10 protein-coding genes are annotated in these 26,358 nt (G+C 73.1%); 4 read left to right on the forward strand and 6 right to left on the reverse strand.

All coding sequences use genetic code 11. The features are described from left to right. Nucleotides 1-139: 139 nt before the first annotated feature. The 6 genes from EU555_RS06505 to EU555_RS06530 form a co-directional block, all read right to left on the reverse strand. The gene (locus tag EU555_RS06505) at nt 140-3,046 is read right to left on the reverse strand and encodes an RICIN domain-containing protein (protein WP_135413846.1); all 2,907 of its coding nucleotides are present in this window, start codon (nt 3,044-3,046) and stop codon (nt 140-142) included. A 776-nt stretch (nt 3,047-3,822) separates the two neighbouring features. After that, a complete protein-coding gene (locus EU555_RS06510) occupies nt 3,823-5,322 on the reverse strand; it encodes a TolC family outer membrane protein (protein ID WP_135413847.1) in 1,500 nt (499 codons plus the stop codon). A 131-nt stretch (nt 5,323-5,453) separates the two neighbouring features. Further along, nucleotides 5,454-6,512 (reverse strand): HlyD family secretion protein, encoded by a 1,059-nt coding sequence (locus EU555_RS06515; protein ID WP_135413848.1) that lies wholly within the window; start codon nt 6,510-6,512, stop codon nt 5,454-5,456. Next, complete coding sequence (locus tag EU555_RS06520) at nt 6,509-7,219, reverse strand: ABC transporter ATP-binding protein (RefSeq protein ID WP_135413849.1); 711 nt, start codon at nt 7,217-7,219, stop codon at nt 6,509-6,511. Before EU555_RS06520 ends, EU555_RS06515 begins: the two co-directional genes overlap by 4 nt. After that, nucleotides 7,216-8,340 carry an ABC transporter permease gene (locus EU555_RS06525; protein ID WP_167858462.1) on the reverse strand — a complete coding sequence of 375 codons (1,125 nt, stop codon included), beginning with the start codon at nt 8,338-8,340 and terminating at the stop codon, nt 7,216-7,218. Before EU555_RS06525 ends, EU555_RS06520 begins: the two co-directional genes overlap by 4 nt. Nucleotides 8,341-8,590: 250 nt before the next feature. Continuing rightward, entirely contained in the window at nt 8,591-9,763 is a 1,173-nt protein-coding gene (locus EU555_RS06530) for a hypothetical protein (protein ID WP_135413851.1), read from the reverse strand. A 425-nt stretch (nt 9,764-10,188) separates the two neighbouring features. Here EU555_RS06530 and EU555_RS06535 point away from each other — a divergent pair, with 425 nt between their 5' ends. The 4 genes from EU555_RS06535 (at nt 10,189) to EU555_RS06550 (ending at nt 26,347) form a co-directional block, all read left to right on the forward strand. After that, nucleotides 10,189-17,580 (forward strand): type I polyketide synthase, encoded by a 7,392-nt coding sequence (locus EU555_RS06535; protein ID WP_167858463.1) that lies wholly within the window; start codon nt 10,189-10,191, stop codon nt 17,578-17,580. Next, nucleotides 17,580-18,968 (forward strand): MATE family efflux transporter, encoded by a 1,389-nt coding sequence (locus EU555_RS06540; protein ID WP_135413853.1) that lies wholly within the window; start codon nt 17,580-17,582, stop codon nt 18,966-18,968. Before EU555_RS06535 ends, EU555_RS06540 begins: the two co-directional genes overlap by 1 nt. Continuing rightward, nucleotides 18,965-19,231, forward strand: coding sequence for a hypothetical protein (locus EU555_RS06545; RefSeq protein ID WP_135413854.1), 267 nt, complete (start codon nt 18,965-18,967; stop codon nt 19,229-19,231). The genes EU555_RS06540 and EU555_RS06545 overlap by 4 nt, the downstream gene beginning before the upstream one ends. Before the next feature lie 93 nt (nt 19,232-19,324). Next, nucleotides 19,325-26,347 carry an amino acid adenylation domain-containing protein gene (locus tag EU555_RS06550; RefSeq protein ID WP_135413855.1) on the forward strand — a complete coding sequence of 2,341 codons (7,023 nt, stop codon included), beginning with the start codon at nt 19,325-19,327 and terminating at the stop codon, nt 26,345-26,347. Nucleotides 26,348-26,358: the final 11 nt, after the last annotated feature.

Genomic DNA, 26,358 nt, shown 5'->3' on the forward strand with positions numbered 1-26,358 from the left:
GAGGTGTTAACGCGGGCTGATCGAGCGTGGCTGCCGCAACGGAGGCCGCTCCCGCCCCCGTTCTCATCTCGTGCTGCCGCAGATGAACAATCGGCCGGGGGCTCGGCGGCCCGCGGCACGAAGCGGGAGAAGACCGGCGTTACCTGATCCGCACGACCCGGGCGGTGCTCGGCACACCGTTCGCGTCCATCGCGAACAGCATCCAGGTCCCCGGCAGCAGGATGCCGGGGTCGCTCGGCAGCGTCAGCTGGTAGGAGGTCCCGGCGGCGCTCGCGATGGCGAGCGGGACCCGGCGCTGGTCGTTGTTGGTCGAATGGGTCACGCTGCTCAGGCGCACCAGCGAGAAGGACGTCACGGCGCGGTTGGTCGTCACCGCGAGCGTCCCTCCCAGGCCGGCGCTCGTCGGGGCCTGGGTGAGGCTCGGACGGCTCGCGAGGTTGCCCTGGCCATCATAGAGGTAGGGGGGCGACAGGATCTCGAAATCGAGGTGGTTCGCGCCGCCGCAGCCGCCGCAGAGGCCGCCGCCGCCGACGAGAACCCGCCCGTCGAGGAGCAGCAGGGCCAGGCTGTGGTAGGTGCGCGGGACCGCCATCGGGGCGAGCCGCCGGACCTTGCCGGTCTTCGGAGACCAGATCTCCGGCGTCATCACCGGCAGGTTGTCGGTGAACGCGGCAGCGACGTTCTGGCCGCCGACGGACACGATGTCGCCGTCGGGCAGCACGACGCTGTTCATGTAGGCGCGGGCGAACAGCATCGGGGCGGCCTGCGCGACGCCCGGCGTGCCGGTCGGTCCGGCGCCGATGTCGATGGTGTAGGCGGTGTCCATGGCCGGCGCGCCGTTATAGTCCGGTGCCCCGCCCGCCTTGTAGATCTTGCCGATGTCGTACAGCGTCGCGGTGCCGTTGACCGAGAACCGGTCGGTGCCGCGCGGGCCGACATCCCGCAGGCTGCCGTCGCCGCTCGTGGTGATCCAGTGCATCCGCGTGCTCGGGCCGGCATGGAAGACGGAGCCGTTCGAGCTCGCGAACAGCCAGTAATGCGTATCGCCCGGATAGACGGGAACGCTGGGATCGGCCGCGTCGTTGCCCTTCACGTTGCGCAGCACGCGCCAAGAATTCGACGCGGACGACCAGATCTCGGCGTCCTTGTTGCCGACGCCGCCCGACCACGACCCGCCAAAGGTGAAGGCGTCGCCGGTCGAGAGGGTGGTGCTGGCGTTGTAGCCGCGGGTGATGTTCATGTTCGCGACGCGCGACCAGGTGTTCGTCGCCGGATCGTAGGCCGTGGCGTTCCCGGCGGTGAGGCCGCCGGTGACGAGGACGCGCCCGTCCGGCAGCAGGTTGGTGCCGGGGCAGAACATGTCGCTGCCGGTCTGGGTGACGTTGAGGTCCGTCGCCTGGTTGGTCGCCGGATCGTAGAGCGTCGTCCAGGTGTTGGTTCCGCTGGTGAAGCTGTCGCGCTGCTCGGCGGCCCAGAACAGCACCTTGCCGTTCGGCAGCACCGTGCCGGCCACCGGCACGATGCCGATCGTCCTCGGAGCGGTCCAGCCCGAGTTCGCGCGGCCCTCGGCCCCGAGGACCGTCCAGCGCTGCGCATCGCCAGTGTCGCAATCCCACTGGACGACACGCTCGCCCGCGTTGCGATTCTCGTTCGGGCCGGTGCCGCTGATGCACCGGCCGGAATGCGTCGGAACGATCTCGACCCATGCGTCGAGCTTGCGCAGGCGGAACAGGGCGTTGGCCGCCGTCGAGCAGCCCTGCTGCACCACGGTCGGACCGTTGCCGGTCACCGCATCCTGGACCGCGAGGCACTGGCCGGTGGTCGTGCTCTTGATCTGGTAGCCGCTCGCGGTCGGAACGAAGGTCCAGTTCTGGCTCGGCAGATCACGGCAGATCTGCTGCGTCGGCACGTTGCCGGCTGCGTCCAGGCAGTTGCCGGAGCGGCGGTTGATCAGGATCGAGGCGCTCGTCGGGGCGGCCTCTCCGGGTGGCGATCCCGTGGTCCCCGTCCCGGTGCCGCCCGCATTCGTGCCGGTCCCCGTCCCGCCACCCGTGCCGGTGGTCGCGGCGGCCGCGCAGGAGAGGGTGTAGATCACGTTGGTGCCCGCGCGCCCGGCATCGCCCCAGGAATCGCGCCGGTCGCCCGTGCTGCAACTGCCCGACGTCGTGAGCGCCGGCTGGCCCGGCGTATCGCTGTAGGAGACGATCGGTTGGCCGCTGCGCGACTTGTCCCCGTTCGCCCACACGCGCAGGCCGACGCCCCAGCTCGATCCCGCGGGGACGACCAGCGGCGACGACGGCGTGTTCATCCCGACCGGCGTCGCGCCGAAATTGTAGGAGCTGACGGTCATCTGGGTGGCGACGGCGCCGTTCGCGTCGCGCGTGAACAGGAACAGCTCCTTCGCGTACCAGCCGTTGATGGTCGTCAGGGTCAGGGTGACCGACGTGCCGGTGCCCGTCCCGCCACCAATGCCGGCGGTCGACGTGCCGGTCTGCGTGCCCGCGCCCGTCCCGGTGCCCGTCCCCGTCGTCGCGGTCCCGGTGCAGGCGACCTTGTAGCCGAAGTTGGTGTAGCCGCCCGAACCGCCATCGTTCCAGTTGTCTGTTCGGCCGCCAGAAGCCGTGCAGGTTCCGCTCGCGCTCATGAACTGGCTGGCATTGGACCCGTCGCTATAGACAACGAACGGTGTGCCGTTGCGCGATTTGTCGGCATTGAACCAGATCCGCATGCCGATGCCGGCGCTCGCAGCGGGTCCGAGCGCGACCGTCCGCACCTGGCCGACGCCGGTGAGGCCGCCGGAGAAGTTGTAGGACGCGACCACCTGCTGGGTCAGGACGGCGCCGTTGGCGTCCCGCGTGTAGACGAAGAGATCCTTCGCGTACCAGCCGTTGGCGTAGGTCGGCGTGACCGAGATCGTCGTGCCGGACAGGCCGATCCCGCTCGCGGGCGCGGGAACGCCGACCGCCGTTTGCGCCGATGCGGGCAACGCGGCCGCGACGGCAGCGAGCGCCAGGACGAGTGTGAGCGCCAAATGTCGCATGAGCATGCCCGATTGACACCAGGAGGAACGAGAAGGGGTGGAGGCCGGCTCGCGCTGCCGTTCGTCACGACAGGTCGGCCGCAAGACCGGCAGGCGGTGGTCTCACCGTGCGGGAGGGCGTGGCCGTTGACGGTCGGGTGGCGGCGACGCCGTGGCGCGGCCTCGATGTCCACGCCCGCGGGTATCCTGCCGATCGCCCTTGCTACGGCGTCGGACGCGCCGGCGCTGACGGTCCGCGGGTGCCCGTCCGCGCCGGAGCGAGGGGCGCAGCCTCCGTGCCCAACCCCGGCCACGCGGAGCACCCGGATCCCCGAACAGGCATACGATCACCTCCTGCCGCAGAGTTGAGCGCAATCCCCTGAACATTCCGTTGAGGCATGGGAGGGAATTCACCGCTTCGAGACTGCCGGACGGCTCAGGTGCGCTGGCCGGTGCCATCACAGGTCGGGGACCCGGACGGAGCAGCGCTGCGCGGCCGCGTCAGGCCGTGGTGGACTGCGACCGGGAGGACGGCATCGCAGCCGGCATCAGGGGAGGGCGCCGCACATCGCGCAGGGTCGCCGCGGTCGCATGGTGCAGGCGCAGATCTGGTCCTTCGGGCCGATCCCGGCCCTGCGAGAGGGATCTCCGCCGCCAGGGCGGGCGCGGATCGCCGACGCGGACCTGCGGCCCCGCATCGATCCGCGGTCGCGGATGCCCGCCCGTCCCGACGGGACCGGGGTCGATCGCTGCCTCGCGGCTCCATGCCCCGGGCCTCGGACCCTGGGGACAGGGCAGGCGGGTCAATCGACGGTGGCGTCGAAGGCCGCCCGGAGCGTCAGCCGCTCGAAGCCTCCGACGAGGAGCGGGTTTCTCTCCGGCAAGGGCATCGCCGGCGGCGCACCGATCGGCGCGTAGCGGAGGTCCTGCGGGCGGATCGTGTCGAGGGACAGATCCGACAGAAGCGCGAGCAGGCGGAAGCCCGCCACGATCCGGTCCCTCTCGGCGACTTCGAGGCTCACCCGGGAATCGAGCAGCGCCTGCTGGGTGATGAGCACGTCGAGCGTCGTCCTCTGCCCGACGCTCGCCTCCAGGGTGACGCCCTGGAGGGCGCGGTCGTTGGCGACGATCTGCGCCTGGGCGGAACGGATCGTGCTCTCCGAGGCGGTGTACACGCCCCAGCTCTGGACGACGTTCGCCCGGACGGCGGCGCGCTCACGATCGAGCTCGGCCTCCCGCTGGCCGCGGATCTCGCCCGCACGCGCGACGGCGACCGGCGTGAAGCCACGATCGAAGATCGGGACGACCAGTCGCCCGACGACCGAGGCCTGATTGAGCTGGGTCTTGGCCTGATAGCTGTCGGGATCCCACCGCCTGTCGGCCGAAACCGCGAGATCGAGCGACGGCATGTAGCCCGCCTTCTGAACCGCGATGTTGAAATCCGCTGCCGTGATCGCATTCTGCGCGGCGCGAATGGCCGGATTGTGCTTCAGCGCCTTGGCGATGGCGGCCTCGAGGCTCTTCGGCATCAGCGCCATCGGCAGGCCCGTCCGGGCCAGCGCTCCCGGATCGCGGCCGACGACCGACTTGAAGACCGCGCGGCTGGTCTCGAGGTTCATCTGGGCGAGCGCGATGTCGGCCTGGCTGCGCGCCAGGCTGGCCGCCGTCTGATCGACATCGGTCTTCGTGATCTGACCGATCTTGAACTGATAGAGCGTTTGCCTGTGACGTTCCGCCAGCATGTCGTGGTTCGTCCGGCGGATGGTGAGGATGGCGGTGTCCCGCAGGACGTCGAGATAGGCCGTCGCCGCGTCGAGGAGGATCGATTGCTCGGTCTCCACGAGCCGGTCCTTCTGGGACAGGAGAGCGGCGTCGTCGCGGGCGACGCTGTTGGAGGTCTTGAACCCGTTCCAGAGATTCTGGGTGAGCCCGATCCCGAAACCGCGGGGGTGGCTGACCAACTCGGTCCTCGGGTAGCCGGGGGCGCTCCCCTTCCGGTCGCGATAGGCGTAGTCGGAGTTCAGGCTGATGTCCGGCAGGAAGCCCGTGGCCGACGCCGCGACGTCCTGGACCCCGACCCTGACGGCCGCACGCGCGGCGCCGATGGTCGGATTGCCGGCATGGGCCAGGCGGAAGGCCTCGTAGAGCGTCCCGGCGCCTCCCGCAGGGCTGGCGCAGGGAAACAACCCGACCAAGGCGGCGACGATGGACAGCGTGGCGGTGGTGCGCCGCGCCGCTCGCCGCCTTCCCGGCAAAAGATCCTGCCGAACTTTCCCGTCACGTTGCGCAGGTCTGTCGGACATGCAATTCGCCAGCTTCCCGCGCCGTCCGTACGGTCGCCCGTCTTCACTCCTGCGTAACCTTACCTAGGTTAATTCGCGGTAAAGCACCGGACGAGCGCGGGACAGACGGTTCGGCACGTCGATATCCTTGCTTACTCCACGTAGCAGTCGACCCGCAGTCCCATCGGCAGGATCACGCCCGGGTCGAGGGTCACGAGGACGTCGAGGACGTTGCCGTCCCGCTTCTCGGTCGGCGCGCCCGTCTGGATGCTCCGCGCCCCGACCCGTGGACTGATGTCGGTGACGAGGCCCGGGAAGCGCTTGCCCGGATAGGCGGGCGCGCTGACATAGGCCTTGGCCCCCTTGGCGATCCGGGCGATGTCGGCCTCGTCGATCTGGACGCGCGCCACGATCTGCTTGAGGTCGCCGATCTGGACGATCGGCGATCCCATGCCGGGCGAGACGCTCTCGCCGACGCGCTTGTAGACCCGCAGGATGACGCCGTCGAAGGGCGCGCGGATCCGCGTCTTCTCCAGGGCGTAACGGCGTTCGGCCAGTTGCGCCCGGGCGAGCTCGACCTCGGCCTGGGCGCTCAGCACGTCCTCCCGGCGCGGGCCCGCATTCATCTGGGCGAGGGACTCGGACGACGACTTGTACTTGGCCATGGCGACGCGTTGCGACGCCTCGGCGGTTTCGAGCTGCGCCTTGGAGGCGTAGCCGCGTTCGTAGAGGAGCTTCTGGCGCGCGAGGTCGCGCTGCAGCCGGCCGAGGTTGGCGTTCTGCTCATCGACGGCCGCGGCGGCCTGCCTGCGCTCCTCGGCCCTGGCGCCGTTCTTCAGACGCTCGAGGCGGGCCTGCTGCATCTGGACGGTCGCGTTCGCCTGATCGATGCGCGCGAGCAGATCCTCGTTGCTGAGCTCCGCGATGAGCTGCCCCTTGCTGACGTGATCGCCCTCGCGGACGCGCAGAGCGGCCAGCACCCCGCTCGTCTCCGACGCGAGGTCGACCTCGCCCGAGAGCGGCTCGAGCCGGCCGAGGCCGACGACCATCGACCGGTCGGGCGGCCTCGGGGCGGCGATCGCGCCGGCCGGCTGGGGTGCGGGCCAGACGAGGGCGCCGGCCGCGGCCGCGCAGAGCGCCAGACCGAAGCCCACCAGGACCGTCCGGCGCCAGCGCCGCGGCGTCTGCGATCCTGCCGTGTCGGCGCTCATGGCCGTGCCTCCTGCGGCGTATGCTGCGAATGATCGATCATCAGTCCGTCCTCGATCGTGACGATGCGATCGACCAGCGGCTCGATGCGCGCGTCATGGCTGACGATGACGACCGCGCGGCCCTGGTCGTGGGCGAGGGACCTCAGGCAGTCGGTCACCATCCGGCCGGACGTCCAGTCCAGGGCGGCGGTCGGCTCGTCGCAGAGAATGAGCGTGGGATCGTGCGCCAGCGCCCGGGCGATCGCCACGCGCTGGCGCTGCCCGCCGCTGAGCTTGGCCGGGTAGAAGTCGGCCCGCTCGGCGAGTCCGAGATCGGCCAGCAGGCGGCGCGCCTGGACCTGCGCGGCCGCACGCGGGACACCCTGGAGATCCAGGGACACGGCCACGTTCTCCCAGGCCCGCAGCGTCGGGAACAGGTTGTAGGACTGGAACACGAAGCCGATCCGCCTGACCCGGATGGCGCGCAACGCAGCGGCGGGCAGGCCGTCGACGCGGGTTCCGAACAGCGTCAGCGCGCCGTCGCTCGGCGCCTTCAGGGCGCCGAGCAGCTGGAGCAGCGTGGTCTTGCCGCTCCCGGACGGACCGCGGATCATCAGGACCTCGCCGGCCTCGACATCGAGGGAGACGCCGCGCAGCGCCTCGACCGCCGTCGGCCCTTCGCCGTAGCGGAACCTCACCTCCCGCGCGGTTGCGACCGGCTCCGTCATTTGAACACGCTCGTCGGATCGATCGAGACGAGCTTCTTCACCGCCAGCAGCGACGCCAGCATGCACATCACCAGCGTGAAGAGCGAGACGCCCAGGACCAGGCCGGGCGTCAGCTCGAGAAGAACCGGCCCGCGATGCATGACCATGACGATGAGTCCCGAGATCGCGAAGCTCAGCGCGGTCCCGATGACGCCCGCGATGAGGGCCTGCTTGACGACGATCAGGTTGAGGTAGCGGGCGGGCGCGCCCATCGCGACGAGCGTCGCGTATTCGTGCAGGCGCTCCAGCGTGGCGGCGTAGAGCGTCTGGGCGACGATCGCGACGCCGACGAGCGCGCTCAGGACGGCACCGAGCCAGAGCGAGAGGCCGGCGCCGGTGGCGTAGATCCAGAAGCGCCGCGTCCGCTCCGCGAACTCCGCGCTCGTCAGCACGTCGGCGTCCGGCACCCGCTCCTTCAGATCCGCCACGACGCGCTCGCGCGACGCGCCCGGCGCGAGCCGGACCAGCACGTAGCTGGTGTCGCCGTCGCGCACGTCGTTGAACTTGAGGGCGTTGTTGTAGGACGTGAAGACGTAGGGCGACTGCGTGAAGGTGCGCACGCCGTCGGTGAACCCGATGACCCTGGCCCGCCGGCCGCGGATCTCGATCTCCTGGCCGATCTCCGCGACGCCGAGCCGTCTCGCGTAGAGCGAATCGATCGCCACGGCATCCGGCTCGTTCAGCCGCGAGGGGTCGAGGCCGACGAGGTTCCAGGGCAGGCCCATCCGGCTCGCGATGACGCTGCCGACCAGGATGACGAGCTCGCTGCCGCCGTTCGGCTTGCGCCATTCCACGAACCGCACCGTCATGCGGGCGGCCTCCGCCACGCCCGCGACGGTCAGGACCTTGTAGAAGTTGCGCTGCGGCATGACGACCGACTGGTCGACGTTGATCGTGGCGCGCGAGGTGACCCAGATGTCGGCGTCGGCGTGGTCGACGAGGCCGGAGGCCGTGCTGCCGAAACCCGCGAGCAGGCAGAGCTGGATGGTCATCAGCGTGACCGAGAACACGATCCCGATCAGCGTGGCCGCGAAGCGGACCGGGTCGTGCCGAAGGTTGCGCCACGCCAGGAGGGTCGTCATCCCGCCCCATGCGTCCCTCGGGCGGGGCGTGTCGACGGGCGCGGCGACGGGCTCCCGCGGGCCCGCATCGGCGGGCGCCGCGCCACGGGTCACGGCGCGCCGCGCCGGCGCTTCCGGCCGCGGCCGGCGCGGAAAGCCGCCACCCGCCGCGGACCCGGAGGGCAGGCCGCGCGCGGGTGCAGCCTCCGGCGTCCCGCTCCGGACGCCGTCCGGCAGGGGACCGGGTGGGAGGCCCGAAGGGGAACGCATCTCAGCCAAGATTGCGGATCCGCATCGACTTGAAGCGATCGAGCTGCTCCACGCTGGACCGGCCGCTCTCGCCGACCATCAGCAGGCTGGATCGCTCGCTGCCGACGAAGGTCGCGCAGACGAGCTTGTGGCTGTCGTAGACGCGGCCCAAGGCCGCCACGACGCCGGCGTGCCCCTCCGGCTCGTCCGCCCGGAGGCCCTCGAAGATCCCCTTCATGTCTCTCATCGTGCGCACGAGGTGCATGTGGTCGGCCGAGAGCAGCCCGCTGAAGCCGCGCGGCATGTGCGGCTGGCCCATGCTCGGGCGGATCTGCGCGTCGTAGAGGTGATCCGGGAAATCCGCGGCGAACCGGAACGCCGCCGCGCAGGCATCGAGACCGGTCACCACGTGACGCAGCGCCTCCCGTCGCGCCGGCGGCGTATCCCGGCACGCCTGCAGCGCCGCCATCGCGGCGATGAGCCCCTGGCTGAGGGCCGCGAAGACCTGATGCCCCCGGATCCAGCGGCGTGCGGGATGATCCGCGAAGGCGGCGGAGGCGGCGACCGGGAGGCGCCCCGGCGAGAGGCGCGGTCCCTCGCCCAGGGCCAGCGCGACGGCGCTCAGCAGGCCCGTCTCGATCGCGGACAGCACCGGCACCCCGACCGTCGCCGGCGTCTCCGTCAGATCCTGCCGGAAGGCGATCAGGGCCTGCATCAGGGACAGGATGTACAGAGCCGGATCAGGCTTCGAGGCGCGGCGAATCGCGAAGAAGTCGTCGTGGGTGTCGGTGTCCGACGGCAGGTTCGCCGCGAGCGTCGCCTCGATGGAGCGACGCACCTTGAGCGGATTGCGGCGGGCCGCGGCGCAGAGGGCCGACATCGCCGCCGCGAGCGCGGCGGGCGAGGGGTCCAGCGCCGCGCCGCAGAGGCGGCGGATCTCCGCCGGGAGGGCGCCGATGCCGGCCACCGCCGACGGAACCTCCTCGGGCTCGAGAAAGGCGATCGTCGGCAGGCCGGCGCGGGTGAGCGCCATGGCCGCGCCCGGGCACGGATCGGACGACGCGCGCTCGAGCGCCGGAGCGGCTGAAGCGGCCGAGACCCGTCGAAGCGGGACATCGGCCATCTTGCCGAGGATCTCGGGCCTGATGCGGCGCGCGCTCGGCGCGCCGGGCAGCCCTGGACTGCGATCGTCCATTCCTTCCACCGTCCGTGATCTCGCCCTTCGCGGAGCCCGTGGCCCCCGCGTGTCGCAGACCCGCACGGCGGCGAGCCTTGCTCTCGCCGACCAGGTCACGACGCCGCAGCGGCGTCCGGCCGATTCCGACCGCCGGGCCGATCCCACCGCTCCGCCCGCCAACCTCCTAGGGCGACTCTTCCCAAGGGGAGTATCCGCTATATGCCGCAAAGTTCACGCTATACGTAGTCCGTGGACGTTTAGTTAACGCAGCTGGCGCGAGAAACGGCATTAACTCTCAGCGGAGCAAATGGATGTGAATCCATTCGAAGACTGCTTTTCGGCGATATCGCCTCGCGTATGACAGGGGCAGGCAGAATCGGGATGCGTCCGCGGTGACTGCGTCCCTGTCGAACTCTTAGGTAGGCCGAACGATGAGCGCGCAGATGCAGACGGAGACCGTGCCGATGGCGATCATCGGGGTGAGCGGACGCTATCCGAAATCCGACAATCTCGATCAGCTCTGGGTCAACCTGAAATCCGGACTCGATTGCATCGGCGAGGCCAAGGGCGACCGCTGGGACCTCGGGTTCCATGGCACGGACCGCGATCAGCCGCAGCGCATCTACACGAAGGCCGGCGGCTTCCTCGACAGGATCGACCTGTTCGACGCGGATTTCTTCGGGATGTCGCCCCGGGAGGCCAAGCAGGTCGATCCGCAGCACAGGCTGCTCCTCGAACTCGCCTGGGAGGCGTTCGAATCCGCCGGGATCGTCCCGTCCGACGTCGCCGGCTCGCGCACCGGCGTGTTCGTGGGCATCTCGAGCACCGACTACTCGAACCTCGCCACGGACCGGGCCGACGCCTACACCAATATCGGCAGTTCGCTCGCGATCGCGGCCAACCGCATCTCCTACGTGTACGACCTGCACGGGCCGAGCCTGTCGATCGACACGGCCTGCTCGTCGAGCATCGTCGCCCTGCACCAGGCCTGCACCAGCCTCGCCGCCGGGGAGACGGCGATGGCGCTCGTCGGCGGCGTCAACCTCCTGATGGGGGTCAAGCCCTGGATCGGCTTCTCGCGCGCCTCGATGCTCTCGCCGGACGGCCGCTGCAAGAGCTTCGACGCGTCGGGCAACGGCTACGTCCGGTCCGAGGGCGGCGGCATGGTGATCGTGAAGCGTCTGTCCGACGCGGAGCGGGACGGCGACGCGATCCTCGGCGTCATCCTGGCCACCGGCGTCAACTCGGACGGCCGGACCATGGGCATGGCCCTGCCGAGCGGCGAGGCGCAGGAGCGGCTGCTGCGCGAGGTCTACGGCCGGTGCGGCCTCAGCCCCGAGCAGGTCTTCTACGTGGAGGCGCACGGGACCGGCACCGCGGCGGGCGATCCGATCGAGTGCGGGGCGATCGGCCGCGTCCTCGGCAGCCCGCGCGCCGACGGCTCGACCTGCCTGATCGGGTCGGTGAAGTCGAATATCGGCCATCTCGAACCGGGCGCGGGCATCGCGGGCCTGACCAAGGTGCTGCTGTCGCTGCGCCACGGCGAGATCCCGGCCAACCTGCATTTCGAGACGCCCAACCCCAAGATCGATTTCGAGGGCTGGAAGCTCTCCGTGGTCGACAAGGCGGTTCCGCTCCCGCGGGACGGCGCGCCCCTGATCTTCGGGCTCAACTCGTTCGGCTTCGGCGGCACCAACGCCCACGTGGTGATCCAGGAGTACCGGAAGACCGAGGACCGGCAGGCCGCGCCCGAGGAGGCGCCGGAAGCCGGGACCTTCGCGGGCGGGACTTTTGCCGGTGGGACTTTTGCCGGTGGGACTTGGGATCGCCTCCTGATGATCTCCGGCCACACGCCGGAGGCCCTCAAGGCGGTCGCGGGCGACTACGCGCGGATGCTGCGGACCGCCCCGGACGCCGAGTGGCGCCGCATCTGCGCGACGGCCGCCCTCGCCCGCGGCCGCCACGCCCACCGCCTCGCCCTCATGGCCGAGACCCCCGCCCGGGCCGCCGAGACCCTCGACCGGTTCCTCGCCGGCGAGAAGCCGCCGGGCCTCGCCACGGGGCGCGCGGGCGCCAAGGCCCGCCGCCTCGCCTTCGTGTATTCCGGCAACGGCCCGCAATGGTGGGGCATGGGGCGCGAACTGCTCGCCCAGAACCCCGTGTTCCGCGCGGAGGTCGAGGCGGTCGACGCGCTCTTCGCGCCCCTCGCCGGCTGGTCGCTGATCGCCGAGATGGCCAAGCCCGAATCCGAGAGCCGCATCGCCCTCACGGAGATCGGGCAGCCGCTCCTGTTCGCCCTGCAGATGGGGCTGACGGCCGTCCTGCGGGAGGCGGGCCTGCAGCCCGCGGCCGTGTTCGGCCACAGCGTCGGCGAGGTGGCGGCTGCCGCCGCATCCGGCGCCCTGACGCGCGAGCAGGCCGTCGCGGTCATCTTCCACCGCAGCAGCCTCCAGGCGCAGACCGCCGGCCGCGGCCGCATGGCCGCCATCTCGCTGAGCGCCGCCGAGGCCACCGAGGCGATGGCGGCGACCGGCGGCTGGCTCGAGATCGCCGCGGTGAACGCGCGGCAGGCCGTGACGGTGGCGGGCGATCCCGCCGCGCTCGAGACCCTGGTCGACCGGCTGACCGACGAGGGCCACTTCGCCCGCCTGCTCCAGATCGACTACCCGTTCCACACCTCGGCCATGGATTCCATCCAGGCGAGCCTGCTGCTGCAGCTCCAGGGCCTCGCGCCCGGCGCCGCCACGGTCCCGTTCGTCTCGACGGTGGAGGGGACAATCCTCGACGGCACCGCCCTCGACGCGGGCTACTGGTGGCGCAACGTGCGCGCGCCGGTGAAGTTCGCCGACGCCGCCGAGCATGCGCTCGCCGAGCAGGGTATCGAGGCCTTCATCGAGATCGGCCCGCATCCGGTCCTGGTCGACTACCTGAACCAGGCCATCAAGGCGAGCCAGGGCTCGGCCGCGACCGCCTTCGGAACCCTGCGGCGCCCCACCCGCGGCAAGGTCACCCCCGAGGACGAGGCCGTCACCAATGCGGTCTGCGCCGCCTACGCGGCCGGCGCCGGAACCCCGGAGGCGATCTTCCGCCGGCCCGCAATCCTCGCCGAGCTCCCTTCCTATCCGTGGATGCGCGAGCGGCACTGGCGCGGCGGCTGCGAATTGCCGGCGAGCCCCATCATCGTCGAGCGCGACCATGAGCTGCTGGGGCACCGCCTGCCCGGCGGCGACGGGGTCTGGAACAACCTGATCCAGACGACGCTGCTGCCCTACCTGAATGATCACGTCGTGCAGGGCACACCGCTGTTCCCGGCGGCCGGCTACATCGAGCTCAGCCTGGCGGCCGGCCGCATGGTCCACGGCGGCGCGGCGCTCGCCCTCGAGACCTTCGACATCCTGCGGCCCCTGACGCTGCCGGAGGGCGTCGAGCCGATGGTCGAGACCTGCCTCGACGCGGCGGACGGCACCCTGCGTATCCGGTCGCGGCCGGATGCCGCCGCGCCGGAATGGACGGACCACGTCAAGGGCCGGGTGACGAAGCTCCCCGACGGCGACGGCGTGCGGAGCCTCGACCGCGCCGCGCTCCTCGCCGGGATGCCCGCGGTCCTGGACGCCGCCGCGCATTATGCCGGCTGCCACCGCCGCGGCATGAGCTACGGCCCGGCCTTCCAGGGCGTGATCTCCGTCGCCATGACGGAGCCCGGGGAGGCCCGGCGCGCCGCTCTGGGCGAGGTCGCCCTGCCGGCCCTCGACGGCGCGCTGTCGGGCTACCACGCGCATCCGGCCCTGCTCGACAGCTGCCTGCAGGTGCTGGTGAGCCTGATCGGCCAGTGCGAGCCCCGCGACTGCGCCACGATCCCCGTCCAGGTCGACCGGATCCTCTCCCTCGCGCCCCTGCCGGCCCGCATCCTCTGCCACGTGGCGCTCCGGCACGAATCGGCGCGCTCGGGGCTTGCCGACATCACGGTCGCCGACACAGACGGCCGCGTCGTGATGGTGCTCGAAGGCGCTCGCTTCCAGAAGGTGGAGTTCCGCAGCAGCGTCCTGCCGATCCTCGCGGAGGATTGGCGGCCGGACCCGGCCTGGACGCCGCGGCACCCCACCGCCCTCTTCCTGCCCGCCCCGGGCGACCTCGCCGCGACCCTCGCCCCGGCCCTCGGTAAGCTGCACGAGACCGCGCCGACTGAGGCCCGGGCTGCGGTCGAGGCCGTCGCCGCCGCGCAGGTCGCGGCGGTGCTCGACGGGGTGCAGGGCGGCCTCGACGCGAACGGCGAGGCGCTGCTGTCCCGCCTCGTCGCCCGCGTGGAGGCGGCGGGAACCCCGGCACGCGCCGGGCAGGATGCGGACGCCCTCTGGCGGGCGGCCATGCTCGCCCACCCGCAGGTCGGGGCCGAGCTCGTGGCCGTCGCCAGGGCCGCCGAGCAGCTGCCCGCCCGCCTGCGCGGCGCCGGCGAGACGCCGGTCGCCATGCTGGAGAGCCTGGAGGACACCGCGCCGACGCGCGCCGGCTTCAACCGCTTCGTCGCGGACGCCCTCGCGGCGGCGGTGGCGGCCTGGCCCGCGGGCCGGCCGGTGCGGGTCGTCGAGACGAACGGCGGCACCGGCGGCCTCGCCGCCGCGCTGCTGCCGGTCCTGCCGCCCGAGCGCAGCGACTACCTGTTCCTGGACGCCGCCGAGCAGACGGTCGGCCGGGCGCAGAGCCGGTTCTCGGGCCACCACTTCTTCCGCGCGGACACGAAGGCGCTCGGCGACCTGCCGCGGGGGGCTGCCGACATCGTGGTGGTGAACGGCGCCTTCGATGCGCGCGACCTCTCGGGCGCCCTCGCGCCCGGCGGGCTCGCCTTCGTGGTGGCGCCCGGCCAGGGCCTGATGGAGACCCTCCTGTTCCCCGAGGCGGAGGCGCTCGACGCCGAGGCGGCGCTGGCCGGGCTCGGCCTCGCGGGCTTCGAGACCGGGACGCCGCTCGGCGCCGAGCCGGGTCCGTTCCTGGTGCTCGCCCGCAGGCCCGCCTCCGACGCGGTGCCGGACACCGCCGGCGCGGTCGCAGGAGGCGGCGCGGCGCGCCTGCTCCTCGTCGGCGAGGCCGAGGCCGGTTCCGCCTTCGTGGCGCGGGCCGCCGCCGCCCTGGCGGCGGCCGGCCAGGCCGTCCGCACCCGCACGCTCACGGCGGCCGACCTGAACGACGAGGCGATGGCGGCGCTGGTCGCAGAGGAGAGCGATGTCGGCGAGGTCGTGCACCTCGCCGGCTGGGCCGCGACCCCGGAGGAGGCCGCCGACATCCTGGCCGGCCAGGACCTGCGCTGCCTCTCGACCATCCTGCTCGCGCGCGCCATCGAGGCGCGGGCCGTGGAGGTGGCGGACTACGCCCCGGTCCTGACCCTCGTGACCCGCCACGCCTCGGCCGGGCCGGACGCGCGGGAGGCGGTGGACCCGTTCCAGGCGCCCCTGCGCGGCCTCGGGCGGGTGATCGCCAACGAGCAGCCGAGCCTCGGCGTGCGCCTCATCGACGTCCACGCCGCGGCGGATGACGGGCAGGCGGGCGAGGACATCGCCGCCGCCCTCCTGCGGCGCGACGCCGAAACCGAGACCCTGCTGCGCGACGGGCTGCGCTTCGTCTCCCGGGCGCGGCTGTCCTCGGGCGCCGAGCAGGCCCGCATCGCCCGCCCGTCTGCCGCCGGCGCGCCGCCCCAGGCCTTCCGGCTCGACTTCCGGCCCGGCGGCGGGCTCGATTCCCTGCACCTGCGCGGGATCGAGCGGCGCGAGCCCGGCCCGGGCGAGATCGAGATCGCCGTCAAGGCCGCGGGCCTCAACTTCCGCGACGTGCTCTGGGCCATGGGCGTCCTGCCCGAGGAGGCCGTCGAGAAGGGCTTCTCCGGGCCGACCATCGGCATGGAATGCGCCGGCGAGGTGGTCCGGGTCGGCCCCGGCGTCACGACGCACGCGGTCGGCGACCGGGTGATCGCCTTCGCATCGTCCTGCTTCGCGAGCCACGTCACGACCTCGGCGGGCTCCGCCGCGCCCATGCCGGCGGGCCTGAGCCACGAGGCCGCCGCCACCATCCCGACCGCCTTCGTCACCGCGTGGTACGCCCTCGACCACCTCGCCCGCCTCGAACCGGGCGAGACCGTGCTGATCCACGGCGCGGCCGGGGGCGTCGGGCTCGCGGCCCTGCAGATCGCCAAGCTGCGCGGGGCGATCGTCTTCGCCAGCGCCGGCTCGGCCGACAAGCAGCGGCTCGTGCGCACCATGGGCGCCGACCACGTCGTCAGCTCGCGCTCGCTCGCCTTCGCGGACGACATCATGCGCCTGACGGGCGGCCGGGGCGTCGACGTCGTGCTCAACTCGCTCGCCGGCGAGGCGATCACCAAGGGCCTGCAGGTGCTCAAGCCGTTCGGGCGCTTCCTCGAGATCGGCAAGCGCGACCTCTACGCCAACAACCGGATCGGCCTGCGGCCCTTCCGCCAGAACCTCAGCTATTTCGGCATCGACGCCGACACGCTGCTGGTCGAGCGGCCCGACCTCGCCAGGCGGGTGTTCGAGGCCGTGCTGGCGGCGATGGCGCGCGGCGACCTGAGGCCGCTGCCCCATCAGGCGATCCCGGTCTCGCGCGCCGTCGAGGCGTTCCGGGCGATGCAGCAGTCGCGCCACATCGGCAAGCTCGTCGTCTCGATGGAGACCGGGGCGGCCGCGATGCCCGTCGTCCCCGCCGCCGCCGGGGTGATCCGCCCCGGGGTCACCTACCTCGTCACCGGCGGCCTCTCGGGCTTCGGCCTCGCGACGGCGCGCTGGCTCGTCGCGCGCGGCGCGACATCCCTCGCGCTCCTCGGCCGCCGGGGCGGCGAGGGGGCGGAGGAGCGGGCGGCGCTCGCCGAGCTCGCGGCGGGGGGCGCCGCGATCCGGGCCTTCGCGGCCGACGTCTCGGATCCCGCGGCGGTCGCGGCCGTCCTCGCCGAGATCCGGGCCGCGATGGCGCCCCTGAAGGGCGTCTTCCATGCCGCCGCGCTCATCGAGGACGCCCCGCTGATCAAGGTCGACCGCGGGCTCCTGCACCGCGTTATGGCGGCCAAGGTCATCGGCGCCTTCGCCCTCGACCGGCTGACGCGCGAGGACGGGCTCGAGACCTTCGTGCTCTACTCCTCGTCGAGCGCCGTGGTCGGCAATCCGGGCCAGGGCTGCTACGTGGCCGCCAACAGCTACCTCGACGCGCTTGCCCAGAGCCGGCGCGCCGAGGGCCTGCCGGCGCTCTCGGTGGGATGGGGCGCGATCAAGGATGCGGGGTTCCTCACCCGCAACCGGGCCGTCCAGGACATGCTGGCCTCGCGCACCGGCATGGAGGCCACGCCCGTGCGGGACGCGTTCCAGGAGCTGGAATCCCTCCTGGCGGCCGAGGCCTGCCGGGTGTCGGCGGCGCAGTTCAACCTGATGCGGCTGGGCCAGATGCTGGCCGGCGCGCGCACGCCCCGGTTCTCCGGCCTGGTGCCCCAGGGCGTCAGCATGACCGTGGAGGGGGCGAATTCCCTCGCCGCGACCCTGGAGGCCCTGGGCGAGGACGAGCGCCGCGCGCTCCTCCTCACCCGCATCCCGGAGCTGATCGCCCGCGTCGTCGGCACGAACGCAGCCCAGATCGGCCCCGACCGTCCCCTGTCCGAACTCGGGCTCGACTCGCTGATGGCGGTCGAACTCGCCGAAGGCCTGGAGCAGGACATCGGGCGCCCGGTCTCCGTGATGCAGATCATCCAGGCCGGCACCGTGGGGGGCGTCGTCGAGGTGGTGCTGCGGGGCTTCCGCACCAAGCCCGCCGACGAGGCCGCCCCGCCGATCCGTCAGGCGGCGTGATGGCGGGCGTCGCCCTCGCCGCGCGGCCCGGCGCGGCCCCCTCGGGGCCGCCCGGGTCGGGCCTCCTGCCGCTGCTGCGGGTGGCCCTGCCGCTCGTGGTCTCGCGGGCGGGCCTCGCGGCGATGATCGTCACGAACGGCTGGATGGTCGCCCGCCACGACGTCCGCGAGGTCGCCCTGGCGAGCCTCGCGGCCGGCACCTTCGGGCGCCTCACGGAGGTCTTCGGCGCGGCGATCCTGAGCGCGCTCCCGCTCGTGGCCGCCGCGTCGGACCGGGGCGGCGCCCGCCGCGGCTACTGGCGGCGGGCGAATCTCCTCGCCCTGGGGCTCGGAATCGCCGGGCTCGCCGCGGCGGCCGGTGCAGGCCCGGTGCTGCAGGCCGCCGTCGACCGTCCGGACCTCGCGGAGGGAGCGGCGGCGGTCGTCCGGGCCATGGCGCTCGGCCTGCCGGCGGCCCTCGCGGCGCTTGCCTCGGCGATGTATCTCGAGGGCATCGGGCGCAGCGGCGTCGTGGCGGCGTGGATCCTCGCCGCCAACGCGCTCAACCTCCTGCTCAACTGGCTCCTGATCGGCGGTCATGCGGGCTTCCCGGCCTGGGGCGCCTACGGATCGGCGCTCGCCACGACGCTCGTGCGGGTCGCGCTCGCCGCAATCCTGCTCGCCGCGGTGCTGCGGGTCGACGGGCGCGAGCCCCCCGGCGCGGGTCGCGACCGGGCCGGCGCCGGGGCGCAATGGCGCCTCGCTCTCGGGACCGGCGGGACGATCGCCGCCTTCCACGCCTCCGCGGTCTGGCTGATCCTGTTCGCGGGCTGGCTCGGGCCGCTGGCGCTGGCCTCCTTCGCGTCGTGCTGGGTGCTGACGATGCCGGCGATGCTGCTGGCCATCGGGATCGGCGACGCCGTCGGCCTGCGGGCGGCCGCCGAGCCGTGCGGCTCGGGGAGGCTGCGGCGCGACCTCGCCTGGCTGTCCGCCGTCCTCCTGCCGTTCTCCCTCGCGCTCTGGGCGGCGCCCGAGGGCGTCGCGTCCCTCTACACCCCCGAGCCGGCCTTGCGCACCGTCATCGCCGGGCTCCTCCCGGTCGGCGGCACGGTCCTGCTCCTCGACGGCCTGAGCTACGGCGTCGGCGCCGCCCTGCGGGCGCGGGGCGACGTTGCCGGATCGACGGCGGTCCAGCTGCCCGTGCTGGCCGTCACCCCGCTCCTGGCGGCGGCCTTCGCGTTCCCGGCCGGGATGGGGCTGAACGGCGTGATGCTCGCGATCCTCGCGACGAGCGCGCTGCGGCTCGTGCTTCTCGCGGCCCGCCTCCGGCGGACGGAGCGCGTCGGTCCCGCCCCGGGGGCCGCCGCGATGCGGGCCGGGCCGGTGCCGGCGGGGGGAGGCGCCCGATGAACCGCCCGCTCTGCGTGACGCCCTGCGACTTCGACAGCGTCAGGGCCGCCGTCAACCGGTGGCGTGCGGAGAACGCGCCCTTCCTGACCCGGGACGAGGCCGTGCTCCTGATCCTCGCCCAGTGGCTCGGGCGCGAGGGCTACCTGCCCGCGGATCCCGGCCCGAGACCCTTCGCGAACGACCCGCACGCGCCGTCCGGCGTGCCGCCGGCGGCGGGCGGATTGCCGCTGCGGAATGTCGTTAAGTTTTCGATGAGGGTCTGACGCTAGGTTATCAACCTTCCGCCGGCCCTCGTTTCAGCGATCGACTTGGCGCAGACGCGCCTGACAAGGTTTCGTCCCGGGAGTATTGTCACCATGGCGGTCAACGAAGCGGGTTTGAGGACCGTCGGTCCCGCGATCGCGAGCGGGCCCGAGCGCCTCGCGCTCACCGACGCCCAGCGCGCCGTCTGGCTCGACATGAAGCGGCTCGACGATCCGCGCGTCTACCAGGTCGGCACCGCGATCACCGTCCGGGGAGAGATCGATCCCGGCCTCGCGCGGCAGGCCGTCCGCGTCGTCGTCGGCCGGCACGACGCGCTGCGCCTGCGGGTGGATTCCGACGAGCCGGTGCAGTGGCTCGCCCGGGAATCCGGCCTGCCGTTCCGCCACCACGACCTGAGCGCCGAGGCCGATCCGGCCCGGGCCTTCGCCGAGCACGTCCGACGGGTGCAGGCGGAGGGCTTCGCCTTGGGCGACGCCCCGCTCTTCAAGGTGGAGGTCGTCCGGCTCGGACCCTCCGACTGGCGCATCGTGCTGATCTGCCATCACCTGATCTGCGACGGGATGTCGATCGCGCTGCTGCAGCGCTACATCCTGCAGGCCTACCTGGTGCTGAGCGGCGAGGCGGCGTCCGACGAGGAGGAGAGCGGGCTGGGCGCCGTCGTCCTGCCACGCTCGTCCTTCCTCGCCGTGATCCGCGAGGCCGCGGCCTACGCGGCCTCGCCCCGGGCGGCGGAGGATCTGCGGTACTGGCGCGACCGCCTGACGCCGCTGCCCGCCCTCGTCTTCGAGGATCGTCCGCGCCCGGACGGATCGGAGGCGGCGCCGGCGCCCCTCGCCCTCGACCGGGCGGGTTTCGCGGCGTTCGCGCAGGCGGCCAAGGGCTCGCAGGCCACGCTCCACCGCGCGATCGTCGCGCTGCTCGCCATCACGCTTGGCCGGCGCTACGGACGCGCCGACTTCGCCCTCGGCATGGCCCTGCACGGGCGCGAGGGGGGAAGCCGCGGCGTCGTCGGCATGCTGGCCGGCCTGATCCCCGTGCGCTGCCGCCCGGACCTCGGCGCCTCGCTCCGCGCGAATGTCGAGCGGCTGGCCGCCGCCCTCGACCTCGACCTGCGGCACGCCAAGACCTCGGTCGACGCCCTCGGGCGGGAGCTCGGCCTCGGCGCGCAGGGGCGTCACGCCCTGTTCGACGCCGTCGTGACGATCATGCCGCCCATGGGCGAGCCCGCGCCGACGACCTCCTCGGAACCGTTGCGGACCGTCGAGATCACGCCGCTCGCCCTCTACGTGCGCGAGCTCGGCGGCGAAGCCGGGCTGGAGATCGAGTTCTCCTACGACCGCACGGTGCTCGGCGGGGCGGAGGTCGCCCGCCTGCGCGCCGTTCTCGCCGATGTCATCGCGGCGTTCTGCACCCGCCCGGAGACCCGCCTCTCGGCGATTCCCGGCCTCGCCCGCCCGGAGCGCGAGCGGATCGCCGGTCTGGCCGAGGGCGGGAGCCTGCCGGTTCCCGCAGCGAGCCTCGCCGACCTCGTTGAGCGCAGGGCCGCGGCGGCGCCCGACGCGCCGGCCGTCGTCAGCGACGAGACGACGCTGAGCGCCGCGCAGCTCGACCGGGCCGCCGCCCGCATCGCCGCGCGCCTGATCGCCCTCGGCCTGACGCCCGGCGACGTGGTCGGCGTGGCGATGGCGCGCGCGGCCCTGAGCGTCCCGGCGATCCTCGGGATCCTGAAGGCCGGCTGCGTCTACCTTCCCCTCGATCCGGCCTATCCGGAGGCCCGCCTCGCCCTGATGGTCGAGGATGCGGGCGCCCGCCTCGTGCTCGTGCGCGACGCGGCCGGCGCGCCGGACCTCGCCGGGCGGGGAACGCTCGCCCTCGAAGAATCCTGGGTCCTCCACGGCGAGGAGGCGCCGGCAAACCTGCCGGAGGTCGGTCCCGACAGCCTCGCCTACATCGTCTACACCTCCGGCTCGACCGGTCGGCCCAAGGGCGTCGCCGTCTCGCATGCCGCGGCAGTCAACCTCGCCGTCGCGCGCCTGCGGCACGATCCGATCGGCGCCGGGGACCGCGTGCTCGCGGCGATCTCGATCGGCTTCGACGTCTCCATCGGCCAGCTGCTGCTGCCGCTGCTGAGCGGGGCCACGGTGGTCGTGTCCGGCGACGTGCGCGGGCAATCGCCCCAGGCCTTCTGGGAGTTCCTGGTCCGGCACCGCGTCAGCCACGTGAACTCGGTGCCGTCCTTCTTCGACGCCATGCTGCCCGGCGCGCCCGCGCAGCATGCGCTCAAGCAGCTGATGCTCGGCGGGGAGCCCCTGAGCGGCGCGCTCGCGGCGCGGCTGAAGGCGCGGCTCGGCCCCGTGCGGATCGTCAACATGTACGGCCCCACCGAGGCCTGCATCGATGCCAGCGCCTATCCGGTCCCGGAGAGCGGCACCGAGGACTGGCCGACCCTGCCCATCGGCCGTCCCCTGCCGAACTACGCCTTCCACATCCTGAACGAGCGGTTCGAGGAGGTCGGGATCGGGGCGGCCGGCGAACTCTTCATCGGCGGGGCGGGGCTTGCCGCCGGCTATGTCGGACAGCCCGACCTGACCCGCGAGCGGTTCGTGGCGCATCCGCGCCACGGCCGCCTCTACCGCACGGGCGACCTCGCGGCGTGGCGGGAGGACGGCACGGTCGCGTTCCTCGGCCGGGCCGACAACCAGGTCAAGGTCCGCGGCCACCGCATCGAGCTCGGCGAGATCGAGGGCGCCCTCGCCAGCCATCCCGGCGTCGCCCGCTCGGCCGTGGTCGCCCGTCCCGGCGCCGGCGGCGAACGCTGCCTCGTCGCCTACGTGGTCCCGCAGGCCGGGCACGCGCCGACGGCCGAGGACATCGACGCCCACCTCGCCCGCGTCCTGCCGGCCCACATGGTCCCGGCCTTCTACCGCTTCATCGACGCCATCCCGCTGACCCACAACGGCAAGATCGACCACCGCGCGCTCCCGGAACCCGTCGGTCCCGAGGGCCGCGCGGGCACCCCGCCCGCGAGCCCGACGGAACGCTGGCTCGCCGGGCATTTCGCCGACCTCCTCGGGGCGCGGGACGCCTGCCGGGAGGACAGCTTCTTCGCGCTCGGCGGCCACTCGCTCCTCGCGACGCGGCTCGCCGCGAGGGTGCGCGAGGCCTTCGCGGTCGAGTTGCCGCTTCGCACCCTGTTCGAGGCGCCGCGGCTCGGCGACCTCGCCGGGCGCATCGACGCCCTGAGGGCGGGCGCCGGCCGGGCCGCGGCGCCGCTCGCGGCCAGCCCGCGTCCCGCCCGCGTCCCGCTCTCCTACCCGCAGGAGCGGATCTGGTTCGTGGACCGCCTGCAGCAGGACACGAGCTACAACATCGCCATCACCCTGGAGCTCGAAGGCGCCCTCGACCGGCAGGCGGTCGCCCGGGCGCTGGAAGCTATCGTGCTGCGCCACGAGGCTTTGCGCACGCGGATCGTCGTCGCGGACGGCGAGCCCGTCCAGGTCGTCGAGCCCCTCGACGGCCTGCCGCTGACCGTGATCGAGGCGGAGGAGGCGGATCTCCCGGCGCTCCTCGCGCGGCTCGTCGCGCACCGCTTCGACCTCGAGACCGAACTGCCGTTCCGGTTCCGGCTGGTGGCCGTGGCAGGCGACGTTGAGGATCGGCAGCGCCACGTCCTGTCCCTGCTGATCCACCACGTCGCCTTCGACGGCTGGTCGGCGGGCGTGTTCCACCGCGAGTTCGTGGCGCTCTACGGGGCCTTCGCGGCCGGTCTCCCCGACCCGCTGCCGCCGCTGCCGCTGCACTACGCCGACTTCGCCCTCTGGCAGCGGGCGCAGGACCGCGAGGCCGACCTGCGCTACTGGCTGGAGGAACTCAAGGACGCGCCGCCCCGCTCCGAGCTTCCCGGGCGGGAGCCCCTGGCGGGGGCGTTCGCGCGGGTCCCCGGCCGCGTCGCCGTCGATCTCGGCGCGGCCCTGAGCCGGGATCTGCAGAGGCTGTCGCAGGAGAACGGCGCCAGCGTGTTCATGGTGCTCCACGCGGCCTTCGCCCTGCTCATGGGCCGCTGGAACGGCCAGGACGACATCGTCATCGGCACTGTCGCGGCGAACCGCGGCCACGCGGCCTTCGAGGGCATGCTCGGCTGCTTCGTGAACACCCTGCCGCTGCGCACGCGCCTGCGCCGGGGCGAATCGTTCCGGGCGCTGCTCGCGCGCGTTGCGGATGCCGACCTCTCCGCCTTCGCGCACCAGGACCTGCCCTTCGAGCAGCTCTTTTCCGCCCTCGGGCTCGACCGCCGGGCGGGACACAGGCCGGTCTTCCAGACGATGTTCATCCTCCAGAACACGCCCCCGGTGTCGATGGAGGGGTCCGGCCTCGCGGTGCGGGCGCTGGAGGTGGGCTCCACGGATGCGAAGTTCGACCTGCTGCTGACGCTGGCGGAGGGGCGCGACGGCATCGCCGGCGCGTTCGACTTCGCCGCCGACCGCTTCGATCCCGCGATGGTCGCGCGCTTCGCCGGGCAGTTCCGGCGCCTCCTCGCGGCGGTCGCGGCCGACCCGGACCGGGACCTCGCGTCCCTCGACCTCCTCTCCGAGGAGGAGCGCGCGACGATCCTCGAGGTCTGGAACCGCCCGCCGGTCGCGTTCCCGGGCGGGACCCTCGACGGGCTCTTCGAGTCCCAGGCCCGCGCGACCCCGGCGGCCGTGGCGGTGATCGACCGCGACGGGAGCGAGATCGCCTATGGCGATCTCGATGCCCGCGCGACGCGCCTCGCGCGCCACCTCGCCGCGCGCGGCGTCGGTCCCGAGCGGGTCGTCGGCGTCCGGATGGAGCGCAGCGCCGCGACGATCGTGGCGATGCTCGCCATCCTCAAGGCGGGCGGCGCCTACCTGCCCCTCGACCCGGCCTATCCCGCCGAGCGCCTCGACGCCATGGCGGCGGATGCCGGGGCGGTGCTGGTGCTCGACGCGATCGAGGGCTTGTCCGGGACGGCGGAGCTGCAGCCCTGCGGCGACGCCGACCGGCTCGCCTACGTCATCTTCACCTCGGGCACGACGGGCCGGCCCAAGGGCGTCGCGATGCCCCACCGCGCGGCCGTGAACCTGCTCCACGCCCGCAGCGCGAGCTACGACCCGCTCGGCCCCGGCGACCGGGTGCTGGCGGCGACCTCGGTCAGTTTCGACATGTCGATCGAGCAGATGCTGTTCCCGCTCCTGCGCGGCGCGACCGTCGTGGTGGCCGACGACGTGCGCCGGCTCGGCGCCGACGGCTTCTGGAGCCTCGTGTCGCTGCGGAAGGTGACGCATATCGACTTCGTGCCGTCCTTCCTGGACGCGGTCCTGCCGGAGGCGCGCGGCGCCGGCCCCCTGGCCCTGAAGCGGCTGATGCTGGGCGGGGAGGCGGTGCCCGGCGCGTTCCTGGCCCGGATCCACCGGACGCTGCCGGGGCTCGAGGTCGTCAACGTCTACGGGCCGACCGAGACCTGCATCGACGCGACCTACCACGTCGCCACGCCCGCCGACGTCGCGGCCGGGATCCTGCCCATCGGGCGGCCGCTGCCGAACTACACGGCCACCATCCTCGATCCGGACCGCAACCTCGTCGCGCCGGGCGTCGAGGGCGACCTCTACATCGGGGGGGCGGGGCTCGCGCGCGGCTACGTCAACGCGCCTGCCCTCACGGCCGAGAGGTTCGTCGACAGCGTCGCCGGCCGCCTCTACCGCACCGGCGACCGCGCCCGCTGGCGGGAGGACGGCACCATCGCGTTCCTCGGGCGGAAGGACGACCAGATCAAGATCCGCGGCTTCCGGGTCGAGCTCGGGGAGATCGCCGCGGCCTTGATGGAGCATCCCGACATCCGCAAGGCCGTGGTCGTCCCCCGGACCTCCCTCGGCCAGATGCGCCTCGTCGCCTTCGTGGTCGGGACCTGCCCGCCCGAGGCGCTGAAGGCCCACGCGAAGCGGCGGCTGCCGGACCACATGGTGCCGTCCGCCTTCGTGCCGATCGCGGCGGTGCCGCTCACCGGCAGCGGCAAGGTGGACGTCGCGGCCCTGCCCCCGGACCTCGACGAGGGCGAGCCGCGCCCCCATCACCCGCCGGAAGGCCCCGACGAGGAGGCCTTGCAGGGGATCTGGCAGACCGTGCTCGGCCTGACCATCGTCGGGCGCGACGAGAGCTTCTTCGATCTCGGCGGCCAGTCGCTGACCGCGATCCGGCTGATCCACGAGATCGGCCGGCACTTCGGCGTCACGCTGCCGATGCGCACGCTGTTCGAGGACCCGACGATCGCCGGGCTCGCCGCGGCGCTCCGGCGCGGCCGGGACGGGGAGGCGGGCGGCATCCTGGTGCCGCTGCGCGCGGGCAGCGACCGGCCGCCGCTGTTCTGCATCCATCCCGGCGGCGGCCACGTCTTCTGCTACCTGCCGCTGGTCCGGGCTCTCGGCGCCGGTCAGCCGGTCTACGGCATCCAGGCGCGCGGCATCGAGGCGGCCGAGGCGCTGCCGTCCTCGATCGAGGCGATGGCCGCCGACTACGTCCGCGCCATCGCGGCGGTGCGGCCCGACGGACCGGTCCAGCTCCTCGGCATGTCGCTCGGCGGCCTGATCGCCTTCGAGGTCGCGCGCCAGCTCCGGGAGGCGGGACGGGAGGTCGCGTTCCTGGCCATGCTGGACACGGCGATCCCGGAGGACATCGTGTCGGACATGTCGGGTACCCAGCTCGCGCGCACGCTCGCCGCCGAGTTCGGTCTCGCGGACCTCGTGGACGACGACACGACGGGCGTGCAGGGGGTGATCGACCGGGCCTCCGCGGCCGGGCGGCTGCCGCCGGGCTTCAAGCTCGACCGCGCCGAGCGGATCGCCGTCCTGTTCGCCAACATGGCGGCGCTCCAGAAGCGCTACCGGCCGCGGGCGATCGACGTGCGGACGCTCTCGGTCCGCGCCCTCGACCGGCCGGCGGGCGACCGGCCGCCGGACTGGTCGCGCTACGTCGCGGCCGACCTCGTCACCCTCGATCTCGCCTGCGCGCACAACGACCTGATCTCGGAGCGGCTGGCGCCGGCTCTGGCCTCCGCCATGCTGCTGCACGGTACCGGCGCCGTCGACGGCGGGGCGGGGTGAGCGCCATGGAC

Source organism: Methylobacterium nonmethylotrophicum (assembly GCF_004745635.1).
In the GTDB taxonomy this organism is placed as follows: Bacteria; Pseudomonadota; Alphaproteobacteria; order Rhizobiales; family Beijerinckiaceae; genus Methylobacterium; species Methylobacterium nonmethylotrophicum.

Coding starts and splice junctions, on each gene's coding strand:
- EU555_RS06525 (WP_167858462.1), bottom strand. CDS start 8,340: ATGACGACCCTCCTGGCGTGGCGCAACCTTCGGCACGACCCGGTCCGC.
- EU555_RS06530 (WP_135413851.1), bottom strand. CDS start 9,763: ATGGACGATCGCAGTCCAGGGCTGCCCGGCGCGCCGAGCGCGCGCCGC.
- EU555_RS06535 (WP_167858463.1), top strand. CDS start 10,189: ATGCAGACGGAGACCGTGCCGATGGCGATCATCGGGGTGAGCGGACGC.
- EU555_RS06540 (WP_135413853.1), top strand. CDS start 17,580: ATGGCGGGCGTCGCCCTCGCCGCGCGGCCCGGCGCGGCCCCCTCGGGG.
- EU555_RS06515 (WP_135413848.1), bottom strand. CDS start 6,512: ATGAGCGCCGACACGGCAGGATCGCAGACGCCGCGGCGCTGGCGCCGG.
- EU555_RS06545 (WP_135413854.1), top strand. CDS start 18,965: ATGAACCGCCCGCTCTGCGTGACGCCCTGCGACTTCGACAGCGTCAGG.
- EU555_RS06520 (WP_135413849.1), bottom strand. CDS start 7,219: ATGACGGAGCCGGTCGCAACCGCGCGGGAGGTGAGGTTCCGCTACGGC.
- EU555_RS06550 (WP_135413855.1), top strand. CDS start 19,325: ATGGCGGTCAACGAAGCGGGTTTGAGGACCGTCGGTCCCGCGATCGCG.
- EU555_RS06505 (WP_135413846.1), bottom strand. CDS start 3,046: ATGCTCATGCGACATTTGGCGCTCACACTCGTCCTGGCGCTCGCTGCC.
- EU555_RS06510 (WP_135413847.1), bottom strand. CDS start 5,322: ATGTCCGACAGACCTGCGCAACGTGACGGGAAAGTTCGGCAGGATCTT.